Origin of the sequence: Streptomyces sp. NPDC088812 (assembly GCF_044750285.1) — a bacterium.
Classification (GTDB): Bacteria; Actinomycetota; Actinomycetes; order Streptomycetales; family Streptomycetaceae; genus Streptomyces.
Genome location: NZ_JBIVJP010000002.1, coordinates 37,797 through 52,806 on the forward strand (window position 1 = coordinate 37,797; position 15,010 = coordinate 52,806).

A 15,010-nucleotide genomic window follows, 5' to 3' on the forward strand; every position below is an offset into this window, starting at 1 on the left:
GGACGCTATCGCCCGTCGGGTCCGGTCGCCGAGCCGGGGTTCTGGTTCTCCCCGGCACTCGCCGGCCGGGGGGCTTCGGACGTTTCCGGACCTTGGACGATGCGCACCGCGTCCCGCAGGGCGTGCCGCTGTTCCTCGCTCATCATGCCGAAGAAGGCGACGAGAGCGGCGGCGGGGTTGTCGCTCTGCGCCCAGGCGTCGTTCATCAGGGCGGCGGCGTAGGCGGCGCGGGTGGAGACCGCCTCATATCGATAGGCCCGGCCTTCGGCCTCGCGGCGCACCCAGCCCTTCTGATGGAGATTGTCCAAAACGGTCATCACCGTGGTGTACGCGATGGACCGTTCCTGCTGGAGGTCTTCCAGGACTTCTCGAACGGTCACCGGGCGGTTCCACTTCCACACCCGCGTCATGACCGCGTCTTCGAGTTCTCCCAATGGGCGAGGCACACCTCAGAACAATAGTGGGAGATCTCGCCCATCGCGTGCCGGACGTGCATGTCCACTGCCGAAGGCGAACAAAAAGGGCGTACGGCTGCCGGGAGGCTGCCGTACGCCGTGCGGGGGCGTCCTGGTCAGGCGTCGGGCTGGGCGGAGGGCCGGGGGGTGCCCTCCGCGCGCGCGAGGGCGGCGTCGACGGCCGCGTCCTCCTTGGCCTTGTTGGCCCCGCCCTGGGTCTTCACGATCACCCTGACCACACCGATGAAGAACGCCGCCATGACGACGGGGGGCACGAGCGCGGAGACGTAGTCCATGGATCCAGGGTAGCCAGGGGGGAGGGGGGCTCCGGGGCGGGGTCGGGTGCGGCGGGGCGCCCCGGTGCCGTTCCCTCAGCAGACCGCGAGCCTCCGCTTCCCGGACCCGGCGGGCGGCGGGACCGGTCTGCGGCGCGGGAAGACCTCGCCCGGCGTGGGGACGGGCCGGCGCGGGGGCTCGGGCGCGGCGGGCTTCACGGGCACGGGGCCGGGAGCGGGGTGGGGTGCGGCGGGCCTCTGGGCGGGATTCTTCCCGGACTCCCCGTCCGTACCGTCCGCGGCCACGGCGACCCGGCCGCCGGGCACCCGGTCCGCACCCCCCTCCCGGCCCCCCGGCAGGGCCAGGAGGCGCGTGCGGGACACCGGCACCACGGGAGCCGCCGGAGTGGGCCGACGGGCCGTCTGGCGCGCCAGACGGGCGCGTACGTCCTGTTCCGCGAGGACCTGGCAGTGGGCCAGGAGGGCGGCCGCCGCCGGATTGCCGCGCAGGGCGCGCAGGGCGGCGAGGTCGTCCGCGTCGGGCCGGTGGCCGGCGGCCAGGACCTCCTCCAGCAGGGTGAGGTATCCGGCCGCGGTGCCGGGCAGGGCGGCGCGGTACCGGGCGAGGTCGGCCACCAGGAAGGCCCGCAGCCGGGCGGTCTCACGCACCGCCTCGTCGAGGGACTCGGCGAGGCGGTGGCAGTCCTGGACGTCCTCGGCCGAGGCGGGACCGGGGTGGAGGGCGAGGGCGAGAGCGCGGCGGAGCACACGCAGCTCCTCCGCGCCGAACGCCATGCCGCCGCGTGATCCGTATGGCGTGGGCATGCGGCGACGATACGCGCTAATCAGACAATTTCGGCATAACGGACAGGCGTGGCGTGCCCGAATCCGCCCGCGGCCCGCGTCGGCTCACCCGTGCGGGCGGTCCGGCACGGTCCGGTCTTGTCCGGTCCCGGGGTCCCAGGGTCCCGGGGTCCCGGGGTCCCGGGCCTGGTCCGGTCTTGTCCGGCCCCGGTCCCCGGCCACGGTCCTGGTCTTGTCCGGCCCCGGTCCCGGCCCCGGCCCCGGTCCAGTCTCGTCTGGTCCCGCCGGGCCGTTCCAGGCCGGGCCGGGCCTCAGGGAGACGGATGCCGCCTCCGCGCGGCGCGGGGCGTACCTGCCCGGGCACGCCTCGGTCCGCACGCCACGGTCCGCACGCCACGGTCCGCACGCCACGGTCCGCGCCCCCGCGTCCGCCCGGACCGGCGCGCGGCCCGGGGGAGGCGGGCGCCGCTCACATGCGTGACACGTTCCGCTCGTACACCAGACGCAGTCCGATCAGCGTCAGCCACGGCTCGTGCTCGTCGATCACCGAGGACTCGCCCAGCACCATCGGCGCCAGGCCGCCCGTGGCGATCACCGTGACGTCGTCCGGGTCGTCCGCCAGCTCGCGTGCCATCCGGCTGACGACGCCGTCCACCTGGCCCGCGAAGCCGTAGACCACGCCCGCCTGCATCGCCTCGACCGTGTTCTTGCCGATCACACTGCGGGGGCGGGCCACCTCGATCTTGCGCAGTTGCGCGGCCTTGATGCCGAGGGCCTCCACGGAGATCTCGATGCCGGGGGCGATGACGCCGCCGACGTACTCCCCGCGCGCGCTGATCGCGTCGAACGTCGTCGCCGTGCCGAAGTCGACGACGATCGCGGGACCGCCGTAGAGCTCGTTCGCGGCGACCGCGTTGATGATGCGGTCGGCCCCGACCTCCTTGGGGTTGTCGAAGAGGATCGGCACACCGGTCTTCACGCCGGGCTCGACGAGCACCGCGGGCACGTCGCCGTAGTAGCGGCGGGTCACCTCGCGCAGCTCGTGGAGCACCGAGGGGACGGTCGCGCAGATCGCGATGCCGTCGATGCCGTCGCCCAGCTCCACCCCGAGGAGGGGGTGCATGCCCATCAGCCCCTGGAGGAGCACCGCGAGCTCGTCGGCGGTACGGCGGGAGTCCGTCGAGATGCGCCAGTGCTCGACGATGTCCTCACCGTCGAACAGGCCGAGCACGGTGTGCGTGTTGCCCACGTCGATCGTCAGCAGCATGGCCGGATCCCGCTCCTACTCCGCCGCTCGCAGGTCCAGGCCGATGTCGAGGATCGGCGAGGAGTGGGTCAGGGCGCCCACGGCCAGGAAGTCGACACCGGTGTCGGCGTACGCCTTGGCGTTGTCCAGGGTGAGCCGGCCGGACGCCTCCAGCAGTGCGCGGCCGCCGACGATACCGACGGCCTCCGCGCACTCGCCGGGGGTGAAGTTGTCGAGCAGGACCAGGTCGGCGCCGGCGTCCACGACCTCGCGCAGCTGGTGCAGGGTGTCGACCTCGACCTCGATCGGCACGTCCGGGAAGGCCTCGCGCACGGCCTCGAAGGCCTGGGCGACACCGCCCGCGGCGACCACGTGGTTGTCCTTGACCAGGGCCGCGTCGGACAGCGACATGCGGTGGTTGACCCCGCCGCCGCAGCGGACGGCGAACTTCTCCAGGGCGCGCAGGCCCGGGGTGGTCTTGCGGGTGTCCCGCACCCGTGCCTTGGTGCCCTCCAGGACGTCCGCCCACGCGCGCGTGGCGGTCGCGATGCCGGACAGACGGCACATCAGGTTGAGCGCGCTGCGCTCGGCGGTGAGCAGGTCGCGCGTGCGCGTCGTGACCGACAGCAGCTTCTGCCCGGCCTCCACGCGGTCGCCGTCCTCCACGTGCCGCTCGACCTCGAACTCGTTCGTGCAGACGACCGAGAGCACGGCCTCGGCGACACGCAGGCCCGCCACCACGCCCGCCTCCCGCGCGGTGAAGTCGGCGGTGGCGACCGCGTCCTCGGGGATGGTCGCGACGGTCGTCACGTCCACGCCGTGGTCCAGGTCCTCCTGGATGGCGACGTTGGCGATGTCCTCGACCTCCAGCGGGTCGAGCCCGGCGTCGGCCAGGAGCTGGGCGAGCGCGGGGTCCAGCCCGCACTCCAGGTACTCCTCGTCGTCGTGGCCGGCGTCCGCGCCGCAGGCGCAGCCGTCGCCGCAGCCGCCGCTCTGGACGAGGGGAAGGTCCTCGGGGGTGCTCACTTGTGTCACTGCTCCTGCTGGTGCTGCCGGGTAGGGGGGAAGTCTGCGGTATCGGTGGTGCGTACGGCGAGGGTCCGGTCCGGATTCAGCCGTACGACGATATGACGGCGCCAGTCGGTGTCGTCGCGGTCGGCGTGGTCCTCGCGCCAGTGGCAGCCGCGGGTCTCCTCGCGCAGCCGCGCGGCGGCGACCAGGACACGGGCCACGCACAGGAGGTTGGTGGCCTCCCAGGTGTCGACGCCGGGCTCGGCGGTCTTGCCGTTCTCGGCCAGCGCGTCGCGGGCCTCGGCGTGCAGCCGCTGGAGCTGGTCGGCGGCCTTCTCCAGGGAACCGGCGGAGCGCAGGACGCCCGCGCCGTCGGTCATGATCCGCTGGATCGCGAAGCGGGCCTCGGCGCCCAGCAGCGGGTGCGCGGGCGACCGCTCGGCCCCCTGGGGCCGCTGCGCGGACCGCTCGGGTCCCTCGGGCCGCTGCTCGGCCGGCGCGGGCACGCGCGCGGGGAGGCCACCGTCCGCGCGGCTCGCCGCGATGTCGGCGGCGATGCGCTCGGCGTAGACGAGGCCCTCCAGGAGCGAGTTGGAGGCGAGCCGGTTCGCGCCGTGCACGCCCGTGCAGGCGACCTCGCCGCACGCGTACAGGCCCGGGACGGTGGTGCGGCCGTGGGAGTCGGTGCGCACGCCCCCGGAGGCGTAGTGGGCGGCCGGGGCGACCGGGACCGGCTCGGTGACCGGGTCGATGCCGTGCGCGCGGCAGGCGGCCAGGATGGTCGGGAAGCGGTGCTCCCACATGTCGGCGCCGAAGTGTCGGGCGTCGAGGAACATGCGTTCGACGCCCTGCTCGTGCATGCGGCGCATGATGCCCTTGGCGACGATGTCGCGCGGCGCGAGTTCGGCCAGTTCGTGCTGTCCCACCATGAAGCGGACGCCGTCCCCGTCGACCAGGTGGGCCCCTTCACCGCGTACGGCCTCGGAGACGAGGGGCTGCTGGCCCTCCGCGTCCGGGCCGAGGAACAGCACGGTCGGGTGGAACTGGACGAACTCCAGGTCGGAGACCTCCGCGCCGGCCCGCAGGGCGAGGGCCACGCCGTCGCCCGTGGAGACGGACGGGTTGGTGGTGGCGGAGAAGACCTGGCCCATGCCGCCGGTGGCCAGGACGACCGCCGGGGCGTGCACGGCGCCCACGCCGTCGTGCTGGCCCTCGCCCATGACGTGCAGGGTGACGCCCGCGGTGCGGCCGTCGGCGTCGGCCAGGAGGTCGAGGACGAGGGCGTTCTCGATGGTGCGCAGCCCGCGCGCGCGGACCGCCTCGACGAGGGCGCGGGAGATCTCCGCGCCGGTCGCGTCGCCGCCGGCGTGCGCGATGCGGCGGCGGTGGTGACCGCCCTCCCGGGTGAGCTGGATGCCGCCCTCGTCGTCGGTGTCGAAGGTGGCGCCGGTGGAGATCAGCCGCCGTACGGCGTCGGGGCCCTCGGTGACCAGGATCCGCACCGCGTCCTCGTCGCACAGACCCGCGCCCGCCACCAGCGTGTCGTCCAGGTGCTGTTCGGGCGTGTCGCCCTCGCCGAGCGCCGCGGCGATGCCGCCCTGCGCCCAGCGGGTGGAGCCGTCGTCCAGGCGGGCCTTGGTGACGACGACCGTGGTCAGCCCCTCGGCCTCGCAGCGCAGGGCGGCGGTGAGGCCGGCGACCCCGGAGCCGACGACCACGACGTCCGCGGAGATGGACCACCCGGGGGCGGGCGCGTGCAGTCGTATGCCTGTGCTGGTCACGAGGCGGCTCCGAAGGTGAGGGGAAGGTTGTCGATCAGCCGGGTCGTCCCGACCCGGGCGGCGACGGCGAGGACGGCCTCGCCGGTGTAGTCGTCCTCGACCTCGGTGAAGTCGGCAGGGTCGACGAGGGCGAGGTAGTCCAGCTCCAGCGGCGGACTCAGCCGGACGGCCTCGTCGAGGACGAGGCGGGCGGCGGCGCGGACGGCCGCGGCGGCACCGGGGACGGCCTGGGCGACGGCGTGCGCGTCGGCGGCCGCGCGGGACTCCCCCAGGGCGCTGAGCGCCTCGGCACGCGCGTGCGTGGCGGGCACCTCACGCGCGCGTGCCCGCAGCGCTTCCTGCGCGGCGTGCCGGTCCCGGCCGGCGAACAGCGCCTGCGAGAGGGCGAGCGCGGTGCGCCGCTCGGCCTGGGAGAGGTAGCGGTTGCGACTGGACAGGGCCAGCCCGTCCTCCTCGCGCGCGGTCGGTACGCCGACGATCTCGACGCCGAAGTTCAGGTCGCGCACCATGCGGCGGATCAGGGCGAGCTGCTGGGCGTCCTTCTGCCCGAACAGGGCCACGTCCGGCCGCGTGAGGTGCAGCAGCTTGGCGACGACCGTCAGCACGCCGTCGAAGTGGCCGGGGCGCGAGGAGCCCTCCAGGCGCTCCCCCATGGGGCCCGCGGCGACGCGGACCTGGGGCTCGCCGCCCGGGTAGACCTCGTCCACCGACGGGGCGAGCACGACGTCCGCACCGGCCTGCTCGGCGAGCTTGACGTCGGAGTCCAGGGTGCGCGGATAGCGGTCGAGGTCCTCTCCCGCGCCGAACTGGAGCGGGTTGACGAAGACCGTGACGACGACCTCGCCGTCCGCCCCGGCGAGCTCGCGGGCGGTGCGGATCAGGGTGGCGTGTCCGTCGTGCAGGGCACCCATCGTCATCACGACGGCCCGGCGGCCCGCACGCGTGCGTGCGTGCAGTTCGTCGGCGGTGCGCAGCAGGGTCGTGGTCATCCGGCATCTCCCTCGGCGCCGTCGGTCCCGTTGGCGAGTACCCCGAGGAGGTCCTCGGCGAGCTCCGGCTTGAGCAGTCCGTGGGCGAGCGCGCGGTCGGCGGTCGCCCGGGCCATCGCCAGGTAACCGCCCACGGTCTGGGGGGCGTGCTTGCGCAGTTCGCCGATGTGCGCGGCGACCGTGCCCGCGTCGCCGCGGGCCACGGGGCCGGTGAGCGCCGCGTCGCCGGAGCGCAGCGCGTTGTCCAGGGCGGCGCCCAGCAGGGGGCCGAGCATCCGGTCGGGAGCCTCGACGCCGGCCGTGCGCAGCAGCTCCATCGACTGGGCGACCAGGGTGACCAGGTGGTTGGCGCCCAGGGCGAGGGCCGCGTGGTAGAGCGGCCGGTTCTCCTCGGCGATCCACTCCGGTTCGCCGCCCATCTCGATGACGAGGGCCTCGGCGGCCAGCCGCAGCTCGTCGGGCGCGGTCACGCCGAACGAGCAGCCGGCCAGCCGCTGGACGTCGACGGGCGTGCCGGTGAAGGTCATCGCCGGGTGCAGGGCGAGCGGCAGCGCGCCCGCGCGCAGGGCGGGGTCGAGCACGCGCGCGCCGTACCGCCCGGAGGTGTGCGCGAGCAGCTGCCCCGGCCGTACGGCGCCGGTCTCGGCGAGGCCCTCGACGAGACCGGGCAGGGTGTCGTCGGGGACGGTCAGCAGGACCAGGTCGGCCCGCTGGAGGACCTCGGCGGGCGGCACGAGCGGCACGTCGGGCAGCAGGAGGGCCGCCCGCCGCCGGGAGGCGTCGGAGACTCCGGAGACGGCGACCGGGCGGTGCCCGGCGAGCTGGAGGGAGGCGGCGAGCGCGGGGCCCACACGGCCGGCGCCGACGACGCCGACGGTGAGCCGCGCGGGGCGGTCCCTGGGGTCTGGCTGTTGGCTTGTACTCACGCGACGGCGGCCTTCCCGTTCCAGTCCGCTCCGGGTACCGGACGATTTCTCGTCATGTTAACGCGATCGGTTCCGGGGGTGTCCGTTCGTCCACAGGCTGTGGGTGACCGGCGGGCCGCGGACGGCCGGCCGGGAAGGGACGGGCGTCCCGGCCGAAAGCCCGCGGGGCGGGAGGCCGCAAGGCGGAAGGCGGTCCGCCGCCTCCCCGCGAAAACGACGGTGACCCGCGCGGGCGCCGCACGGCATGATCCGGAGCATGACGGAGACGGCGCGGGACAGCAGGGGCCGGGCGGCGACGGACCGGGCGGCAACGGACCGGGCGGCGACGGACCGGTCGGCAACGGACCGGTCGGCAACGGACCAGGCGGCGACGGACCAGTCGGCAACGGACCAGGGGGCGACGGACCAGTCGGCAGCGGACCAGTCGGCAGCGGACCGGGCGGCAGCGGGCCCGGCGGCGCAGGACAGCACGGGTCGGGCGGCGCACGACGGCGCGGAGCGCGAGGCGACCGGCCGGTCGGCGGGGGAACGGCTCAGGGAGCGCCGGGCGGAGGCCTACCGGACGGCGGAACGCGTCCTGTCGCGCGCGGGCTTCCGCAGGACCCTGCGCGAACAGCTCGCCCTGCTCCAGGAGGCGGCCCCGCAGGTGCACGACGTGGACGAGCCCGGCGACATGTACGGCAACCGGGTCGTGGAGGCCCTGGAACGGCGGGTCGCGACGCTGCTGGGCACGGAGGCCGCCGCGTTCTTCCCGACGGGCACGATGGCCCAGCAGGTCGCGCTGCGCTGCTGGGCGGGCCGCACCGGCGACCCCACGGTCGCGCTGCACGCGCTGGCCCACCCCGAGGTGCACGAGCGGAACGCGCTCAGCCTGGTCAGCGGGCTGCGCCCGGTGCGGCTGACCGGCGAGCACCGGCAGCCGACGGCCGAGGAGGTGCGCGACCACGAGGAACCCTTCGGGACGCTGATGCTGGAGCTGCCCCTCAGGGACGCCGGTTTCCTGCTGCCCTCGTGGGAGGAGCTCACCGACGTCGTCGCGGCGGCCCGCGAACGCGACGCGGTGGTGCACTTCGACGGCGCGCGCCTGTGGGAGTCCACCGTCCACTTCGACCGCCCCCTGGAGGAGATCGCGGGCCTGGCGGACAGCGTCTACGTGTCGTTCTACAAGTCCCTCGACGGCTTCGGCGGCGCGGCCCTCGCCGGTCCGCTGACCCTGGTGGAGGAGGCCAGGATCTGGCGGCACCGCTACGGCGGCACAATCTTCCAGCAGTTCCCGACGGCCCTGTCGGCGCTCGTCGGCCTCGAACGGGAACTGCCCCGGCTTCCGGAATACGTCGCTCACGCGCGCGTGGTGGCCACCGCGCTGCGCGAGGGGTTCGCGGCGGCCGGCGTGCCGTGGGTACGCGTGCACCCCGAGGTGCCGCACACCCACGAGTTCCAGGTCTGGCTGCCGTACGACCCGGAGGTGCTCACCGAGGCGGCGCTGCGGCAGGCCGAGGAGACGGGGACGCTGCTGTTCGGCGTGAACTGGATGCGGGGCGGGCCGGGCCTCGGCGTCACCGAGGTCACCGTGCGCGCCGACGGCCTGGCCTGGACGGCGGGGGACGTGCGGGCCGCGGTCGCCTCGTTCGTGGCGCGGGTGACCGCGCTGACGGACGGGACGACGACGGACGAGGTCAGCGCATAGAGCGCGGCCCCGGGTGCGCGAGGCGGCCCAGGGCCGTCCGGATCCGCCCGCGGGCCGGGCGGCCGGCGAGGACCGCGCGGAAGCGGCGCCGGTCGCGCAGGCCGCGGACGACCTGCCGGTCGTGGGCGCCGGGTGCGGGCGGGGCCGGCTCGCCGAGCTGCCGGGCCCGGTAGGTGTCGAGGGCGTACTGCTGCGTGATGCTCATGGCCGGCTTCCCTTCGTGACGTGGGAACGGGGTCGTGACGTGGGAACGGGGATCCGGAAGGCTCCGGCCGCCCCGGTGTCCCAGACTGCGCCGGGCCCGTGCGCCGCGTCGCGTCGATTGACGACGGTCGTCAATCGACGACGGCGTTGTCAGTGGCGGGGTGCACCATGAAGGCATGAGCGTGAGCATCGACATCGCGGGGCTGCGGCCGGAGAGGGTCGCGATCGTGCCCTCCCCCCTGGCCGAGCTCGGCATGGCGCTGCACGCGCTGTCGGAGCCGGGCCACCACCCCGGCCTCCAGGGCTGGGTCACGAGCGTCACCGCACGCCTCGACTCGCACCTGGCCGACCGGATGTGCGACGCCGACTTCCTGTGGCGCACCACGTTCTCCGACCTGTTCCTGCCCTGCGCGGGCGTCCCCGGCAGGACCACGCTCCCCGGCGCCACCCTCGCCGAGGACCTGGACCTCCTGGACAAGCTGACGGACGAGCAGTTCGCGGACTCGGCACTGGAGTTCACCTGCGCGCCGGGGTACGACCTGCCGGGCCCCGGCGTCCTCTCCGACCCGGACCTGCGCCGCCGAGCCCTCGACCTCGCCGCCATGCGCGGCCCGCGCCAGGTGCGCTTCACCCGGCGGCTGCTCGACGACCCGCCCCGCGTGCGTGCCTGGGTGAGGCAGTTCCTGGAGGACTGCGACGAGGCGTTCTTCGCCGACGTCTGGGCGCGGGTCCGCCACCCGCTCGCCGCGGACGCCCGCCACAAGACGGAGCTGCTGCACCGCAAGGGCCTCGCGGACGCGCTCGCCTCGGTCTCCTCCGCCGTGGCGCTGGACGAGCGGGCCACGCGGATCACGGTGGACAAGCTGGTCGAGGGCCGCACCGCCACCGAGGACGGCGGTTTCCTCCTCGTTCCCACCAGCCTCGGCCGGCCGCACCTGCTGGTCCTGCACCGGTACGGCTGGCAGCCGGTGGTGCACTATCCGCTGAGCTCGCCGGAGCTGGCCTCGCCGCCCTCGGTCGAGCAGCTCACGCTGCGGATGACCGCGCTGTCCCACCCGGTGCGGATGCGGATCTGCCGTCTGCTGGCCCGCAGCGCCTACACGACGACCGAACTGGCCCAGGTGCACGGGATGACGGCGCCCGAGATATCCCGGCACGTCGGCGTGCTGAAGAAGGCGGGCCTGATCACCACGCGCCGGCGTGGGCGGTACGTGCTGCACCAGCTCGACGTGACGGCGGTGGCCCGGCTGGGCAGCGACTTCCTCGAAGGGATACTGCGCTAGCGCCGACGCCAGCAGCGGCAGCGGCGGCATGCACGCATGCAGCGACAGCGGCAGCGGCAGCGACCGACGACGCCCCGCCCCATCCGTCAGCCGATGCGCACGTGCCGCAGTCCCACCCGTGTCTGCCGCAGGCGTGTCCGCAGCGCGCCCTCCGTGTTCGGGCGCAGGGTGAGGCCGGCCAGGACGGCGATCCGGTCCGCCGTCTTCGGCACCGTCGAGTGGTCGGTCCACAGGTGCTCGGCGAACTCCGGCTCGCGCAGCCGCTCCAGGCAGTGGTCCAGCCGCTGGACGGCCCAGCTCTCGCGCCGGGGACCGGCGCCGCGGGCGACGTACGACAGGAGGCGGCCGAAGCCCCGCTCGCGCAGTCGCCGCAGGACGGTCTCCCGCTCCGCGAGGAGCGTGAAGTGACGGACGTCGTGGCCCAGTGCGCGCAGCCGGCCGACGGTCTCGTCGAAGCAGCGCGGATCGGTGACCGTCATGGGGGCGACGACCACGCCGTCGTGCCGGGTGAGCACCAGGTCGAGGACCTCGACGACGCCCTGCCGCCAGGACACCAGGTCCTGGAAGTCCTCGACCAGCGGCGTCCCGCCCCGGGCACCGCGCAGCTCGGGCGGCAGCACGCGGCGCAGGCCGAACCCCGCGTGCTCGGGGTCGCAGACGACGCTGCCGGGCAGCCGGCGCTGTATCTCGTGTGCCGTCTGTGTCTTGCCGCCCCCGAAGGGGCCGTTGATCCACAGGAGCATGCGCAGACCCTAATGGGTGTCCGCCGCGCGCGGGTGAGGTTCGCCGCGGTTCGGCCGGGACTCCGGCGGTCGGACCGGGGTTCCGGCAGGGGTTCGGCAGGGATACCGGCAGTTCGGCGGGGACTCCTGCGGTTCAGCGGCCGCCGGCCCGTACGAGGCCCGTCTCATAGGCGAGGACCACCACCTGCACCCGGTCCCGCAGTCCCAGCTTGGTCAGGATGCGGCCCACGTGGGTCTTCACGGTCGCCTCGGACAGCACCAGCCGGGCCGCGATCTCGCCGTTGGACAGTCCCTGGGCGACCAGCACCATGACCTCGCGCTCCCGTTCGGTGAGCCGCTCCAGCTCCTTGTGCCGGGGCTCCTTGACCGTGCTGGGCAGCATCGGCGCGAACCGGTCGAGGAGCCGGCGGGTGGTGGACGGGGCGACCACCGCGTCACCGCTGTGCACGGAGCGGATGGCGGCGAGCAGTTCGGCGGGCGGCACGTCCTTGAGCATGAACCCGGAGGCGCCCGCCTTCAGCGCGGAGAAGGCGTACTCGTCGAGGTCGAAGGTGGTGAGGATCAGCACCTTCGGCGGGTCGGCCTCCGCGCAGATGCGCCGGGTGGCCTCCACGCCGTCCAGCTTCGGCATGCGCACGTCCATGAGGATGACGTCGACCGCCGTGGACCGTGCCACCTGGAGGGCTTCGACGCCGTCGCCCGCCTCGGCCACGACCTCCATGTCCGGCTGGGCGGCGAGCACCATCCGGAAGCCGGTGCGCAGCAGCACCTGGTCGTCGACGAGCATCACGCGGATCGTCATCGGGATCGAGTCCTCTTCCGTGTCGTTTCGCAGGGTGCGAAGGGTCTTTCGCGCGGTGGCGAGGGGCAGTGCGCGGGGTGGTGCGCGGGGTGGTACGTGGTGCCAGTGTCGTCCGCGGGGTGGTGGCGTTCGTCGGGGGGCGTTCGTCGGGGGCGTTCGCGCTGTCGTGGGCCAGTGTCGTCCGCCGGGCCGTGACAGGTGTCAACGGGGGGTGCGCGGAGTCAAGGTGCCGGTTTCAGCGGGAGCAGGGCGCTGATGCGGAATCCTCCGCCCGGGCGCGGGCCCGCGTCCAGAGTGCCGCCGACCATGCCGACCCGCTCCCGCATCCCGATCAGGCCGTGGCCCTGGCCGTCGGCGCCGCCCTCGTCGTACAGCTCGTGCGGGGCGCCCTTGCCGTCGTCCTCGACGAGCAGGCCCAGGCCGTCGTCGAAGTAGACCAGGCGCACGCTGGCGCCCGCGTCAGGACCGCCGTGCTTGCGCGTGTTGGTCAGCGCCTCCTGCACGATGCGGTACGCGGTGAGCTCGACGCCGCTGGGCAGCGGCCGCGGAGTGCCCTCGATCTTGAAGTCCACGGGCAGTCCGGAGCCGCGGCACTGCTCCACGAGGTCCTCGATCTGCTCGACGTCCGGCTGCGGCACGTACTCGCCGCCCTCCTGGTGCTCGCCGGTGCGCAGCACGCCCAGCAGGCGGCGCATCTCGGCGAGGGCCTGCCGGCCGGTGGAGGAGATCGTCTCCAGGGCCTTCTTCGCCTGGTCGGGGGCGGCGTCGAGGACGTAGGCGGCACCGTCGGCCTGCACCACCATCACCGACACGTTGTGCGCGACGACGTCGTGCAGCTCGCGCGCGATCCGGGCCCGTTCGGCGGCGACCGCCACCTTCGCCTGGGCCTCGCGCTCCTTCTCCAGGCGCGCCGCGCGCTCCTCCAGCTGGGCGAAGTAGGCGCGGCGGGTGCGTATGGAGTCGCCGAGGACCCAGGCGAGGGCGAACGGCACCGTCTGGAACACGACGAGCGCGATGTTGCCCGCGACGCCCGTCTGCGCGCTCGGCCAGCGCAGCTGCGCCAGCGTGGCGGCACACAGGCCCATGCCCAGCGCGAGCCTGGACGCCCAGCGGGCGCCGGTCGCGGCGACCGTGTACACGATCACCAGCAGAGCGAAGTCGGCGGCCGTCGTCGGGACGTCCAGCACCAGCTGCGCCAGTCCGAGCGCGCCGCCCAGCAGCAGCATCTTCTCGGGCAGCCGGCGGCGCAACGCGATCACCAGGCACAACAGGAGCACGACCGGTACGACGACCGCCGGGGAGTCCGTGCCGGTGGCCTCCTGCCGTGTCGTCTCCGAGACGAGGGAGATCCCGAACAGGAAGAGGGCCCAGAAGCCGTCGACCCCGGTCGGGTGCCTGCGGAGGAAGTCATAGAGGCGCTGCACGTAACCCAGAGTAGGGAAGCGTGACGAGTGCCCGGGTCAACCGGAGGGCCGATCCCCGACCGGCGCGCGTACTCCGCAAGGTGGAGGCGGTGATCAGCTGTGCGCATAGTCTGACCAGGTGGTGGAGAAGGTGACGGACCCCGGCGGGTGGCGCGGCTGGCGGGCGGCGACGCAGGCCGCCCTGTACGGACCGGACGGCTTCTACCTGCGGCCCGAGGGGCCCGCCGGGCACTTCCGTACGTCCGTGCACGCGTCGCCGCTCTTCGCCGGGGCGGTGGCCCGGCTGCTGTGCCGGGTCGACGGGGCGCTCGGCCGGCCCGCGACGCTGGACTTCGTCGACATGGCCGCCGGACGCGGCGAACTGGTCACCGGGGTACTCGCCGCACTCCCCGCCGACGTGGCCGCCCGCACGCGCGCGTACGCCGTCGAGGTCGCCGCCCGCCCGGCGGGCCTCGCGGACCGGATCGCCTGGCTCGCGGAACCTCCGCCCCAGGCCACCGGCCTGCTCTTCGCCAACGAGTGGCTGGACAACGTACCCGTCGAGGTCGCCGAGACGGACCCCGTGGGCGTGGCGCGGCTGGTGCTCGTCCGGGACGACGGGTCCGAACGGCTCGGGGAGCCGGTGTCCGGCGCCGACGCGGAGTGGCTCGCGCGGTGGTGGCCGCTGCCGGGTGAGGAGGGGCTGCGGGCCGAGATCGGACGGCCGCGGGACACCGCGTGGGCGTCCGCCGTCTCGTGCCTCGTACGGGGGCTCGCGGTGGCGGTCGACTACGCGCACACCGTGGACACGCGCCCCGCGTACGGGACGCTCACCGGCTTCCGGGAAGGGCGCGAGACGACGCCCGTGCCGGACGGTTCGTGCGACATCACGGCGCACGTGGCGCTGGACGCGTGCGCGGACGCGGGGGCGGCGGCGGCCACGGCGCACGCTGAGGCGCAGCCCACGGCGTGCGCCGAGGCGGAGGGCACGGCGTATGCGGGGACGGAGGCCACGGCACACGCCGAGGCGGAGGGCACGGCGTATGCGGGGACGGAGGCCACGGCACACGCCGAGGCGGAGGGCACGGCGTATGCGGGGACGGAGGCCACGGCACACGCGGGGGCAGAGGGCACGGCGTGCGCGGGGGCGGAGGGCACGGCGTGCGCGTCCTCGGGGGCACGTCTGCTGAGCCAGCGCGCCGCACTGCGCGCGCTCGGCGTCGCCGGCGCACGCCCCCCGCTCTTGCTCGCGGCCACGGACCCCTCCGCGTACGTGCACGCCCTGGCGGGCGCCGGGGAGGCCGCCGAACTCACCGCGCCCGGCGGACTGGGCGACTTCGGATGGCTGCTCCAGCCGGTGGGGATGCCGGACCCGCTCCTCCCCGAGGGCTGACGGTCCGG

The 15,010-nt window shown here is 74.6% G+C and carries 15 protein-coding genes; 3 read left to right on the forward strand and 12 right to left on the reverse strand.

From position 1 onward, the window contains the following. Positions 1-5: 5 nt before the first annotated feature. The 8 genes from ACIP67_RS03820 to ACIP67_RS03855 all read right to left on the reverse strand — a co-directional run bounded on the left by ACIP67_RS03820 (position 6) and on the right by ACIP67_RS03855 (position 7,487). Positions 6-446 (reverse strand): BlaI/MecI/CopY family transcriptional regulator, encoded by a 441-nt coding sequence (locus tag ACIP67_RS03820; RefSeq protein ID WP_401686906.1) that lies wholly within the window; start codon positions 444-446, stop codon positions 6-8. A gap of 125 nt (positions 447-571) precedes the next feature. Continuing rightward, positions 572-751, reverse strand: a complete 180-nt coding sequence (locus ACIP67_RS03825) for a hypothetical protein (protein ID WP_401686908.1) — start codon at positions 749-751, stop codon at positions 572-574. 75 nt (positions 752-826) lie between these two features. Then, entirely contained in the window at positions 827-1,525 is a 699-nt protein-coding gene (locus ACIP67_RS03830; RefSeq protein ID WP_401688092.1) for a hypothetical protein, read from the reverse strand. Positions 1,526-2,003: 478 nt separating this feature from the next. Next, complete coding sequence (locus ACIP67_RS03835) at positions 2,004-2,801, reverse strand: type III pantothenate kinase (RefSeq protein ID WP_385065933.1); 798 nt, start codon at positions 2,799-2,801, stop codon at positions 2,004-2,006. Positions 2,802-2,816: 15 nt separating this feature from the next. Next, complete coding sequence (gene nadC, locus ACIP67_RS03840; protein WP_401686911.1) at positions 2,817-3,806, reverse strand: carboxylating nicotinate-nucleotide diphosphorylase; 990 nt, start codon at positions 3,804-3,806, stop codon at positions 2,817-2,819. A 5-nt stretch (positions 3,807-3,811) separates the two neighbouring features. Then, entirely contained in the window at positions 3,812-5,572 is a 1,761-nt protein-coding gene (locus ACIP67_RS03845) for an L-aspartate oxidase (protein ID WP_401686913.1), read from the reverse strand. Beyond that, complete coding sequence (panC, locus tag ACIP67_RS03850; RefSeq protein WP_401686916.1) at positions 5,569-6,561, reverse strand: pantoate--beta-alanine ligase; 993 nt, start codon at positions 6,559-6,561, stop codon at positions 5,569-5,571. Before panC ends, ACIP67_RS03845 begins: the two co-directional genes overlap by 4 nt. Continuing rightward, a complete protein-coding gene (locus ACIP67_RS03855; RefSeq protein WP_401686919.1) occupies positions 6,558-7,487 on the reverse strand; it encodes a Rossmann-like and DUF2520 domain-containing protein in 930 nt (309 codons plus the stop codon). Before ACIP67_RS03855 ends, panC begins: the two co-directional genes overlap by 4 nt. A 256-nt stretch (positions 7,488-7,743) precedes the next feature. On the opposite strand from ACIP67_RS03855, the gene ACIP67_RS03860 reads away from it, so the two are divergent. Then, entirely contained in the window at positions 7,744-9,174 is a 1,431-nt protein-coding gene (locus tag ACIP67_RS03860) for a threonine aldolase family protein (RefSeq protein WP_401686922.1), read from the forward strand. On the opposite strand, the gene ACIP67_RS03865 is transcribed toward ACIP67_RS03860, so the two are convergent. After that, positions 9,164-9,379, reverse strand: coding sequence for a hypothetical protein (locus tag ACIP67_RS03865; RefSeq protein WP_401686925.1), 216 nt, complete (start codon positions 9,377-9,379; stop codon positions 9,164-9,166). The two genes, ACIP67_RS03860 and ACIP67_RS03865, sit on opposite strands and share 11 nt — an antisense overlap. Before the next feature lie 175 nt (positions 9,380-9,554). On the opposite strand from ACIP67_RS03865, the gene ACIP67_RS03870 reads away from it, so the two are divergent. Further along, the gene (locus tag ACIP67_RS03870) at positions 9,555-10,661 is read left to right on the forward strand and encodes a DUF5937 family protein (RefSeq protein ID WP_401686927.1); all 1,107 of its coding nucleotides are present in this window, start codon (positions 9,555-9,557) and stop codon (positions 10,659-10,661) included. An 86-nt stretch (positions 10,662-10,747) separates the two neighbouring features. Here ACIP67_RS03870 and ACIP67_RS03875 read toward each other — a convergent pair whose 3' ends face one another. The 3 genes from ACIP67_RS03875 to ACIP67_RS03885 all read right to left on the reverse strand — a co-directional run bounded on the left by ACIP67_RS03875 (position 10,748) and on the right by ACIP67_RS03885 (position 13,630). Beyond that, positions 10,748-11,404, reverse strand: a complete 657-nt coding sequence (locus ACIP67_RS03875; RefSeq protein WP_401686930.1) for an AAA family ATPase — start codon at positions 11,402-11,404, stop codon at positions 10,748-10,750. A gap of 133 nt (positions 11,405-11,537) precedes the next feature. Then, entirely contained in the window at positions 11,538-12,206 is a 669-nt protein-coding gene (locus tag ACIP67_RS03880) for a response regulator (RefSeq protein WP_401686933.1), read from the reverse strand. A gap of 221 nt (positions 12,207-12,427) precedes the next feature. Beyond that, the gene (locus ACIP67_RS03885) at positions 12,428-13,630 is read right to left on the reverse strand and encodes a sensor histidine kinase (protein WP_401686936.1); all 1,203 of its coding nucleotides are present in this window, start codon (positions 13,628-13,630) and stop codon (positions 12,428-12,430) included. A gap of 130 nt (positions 13,631-13,760) precedes the next feature. Between ACIP67_RS03885 and ACIP67_RS03890 the strand changes: the two genes are divergently transcribed. Then, positions 13,761-15,002 carry an SAM-dependent methyltransferase gene (locus ACIP67_RS03890; protein ID WP_401688095.1) on the forward strand — a complete coding sequence of 414 codons (1,242 nt, stop codon included), beginning with the start codon at positions 13,761-13,763 and terminating at the stop codon, positions 15,000-15,002. The last annotated feature ends 8 nt before the right edge of the window (positions 15,003-15,010 follow it).

What these genes read in the sequence shown, in the direction of transcription:
- ACIP67_RS03870 (WP_401686927.1), top strand. Translation starts at nt 9,555, where the DNA reads ATGAGCGTGAGCATCGACATCGCGGGGCTGCGGCCGGAGAGGGTCGCG.
- ACIP67_RS03860 (WP_401686922.1), top strand. Translation starts at nt 7,744, where the DNA reads ATGACGGAGACGGCGCGGGACAGCAGGGGCCGGGCGGCGACGGACCGG.
- ACIP67_RS03865 (WP_401686925.1), bottom strand. Translation starts at nt 9,379, where the DNA reads ATGAGCATCACGCAGCAGTACGCCCTCGACACCTACCGGGCCCGGCAG.
- ACIP67_RS03875 (WP_401686930.1), bottom strand. Translation starts at nt 11,404, where the DNA reads ATGCTCCTGTGGATCAACGGCCCCTTCGGGGGCGGCAAGACACAGACG.
- ACIP67_RS03825 (WP_401686908.1), bottom strand. Translation starts at nt 751, where the DNA reads ATGGACTACGTCTCCGCGCTCGTGCCCCCCGTCGTCATGGCGGCGTTC.
- panC (WP_401686916.1), bottom strand. Translation starts at nt 6,561, where the DNA reads ATGACCACGACCCTGCTGCGCACCGCCGACGAACTGCACGCACGCACG.
- ACIP67_RS03835 (WP_385065933.1), bottom strand. Translation starts at nt 2,801, where the DNA reads ATGCTGCTGACGATCGACGTGGGCAACACGCACACCGTGCTCGGCCTG.
- ACIP67_RS03830 (WP_401688092.1), bottom strand. Translation starts at nt 1,525, where the DNA reads ATGGCGTTCGGCGCGGAGGAGCTGCGTGTGCTCCGCCGCGCTCTCGCC.
- ACIP67_RS03880 (WP_401686933.1), bottom strand. Translation starts at nt 12,206, where the DNA reads ATGACGATCCGCGTGATGCTCGTCGACGACCAGGTGCTGCTGCGCACC.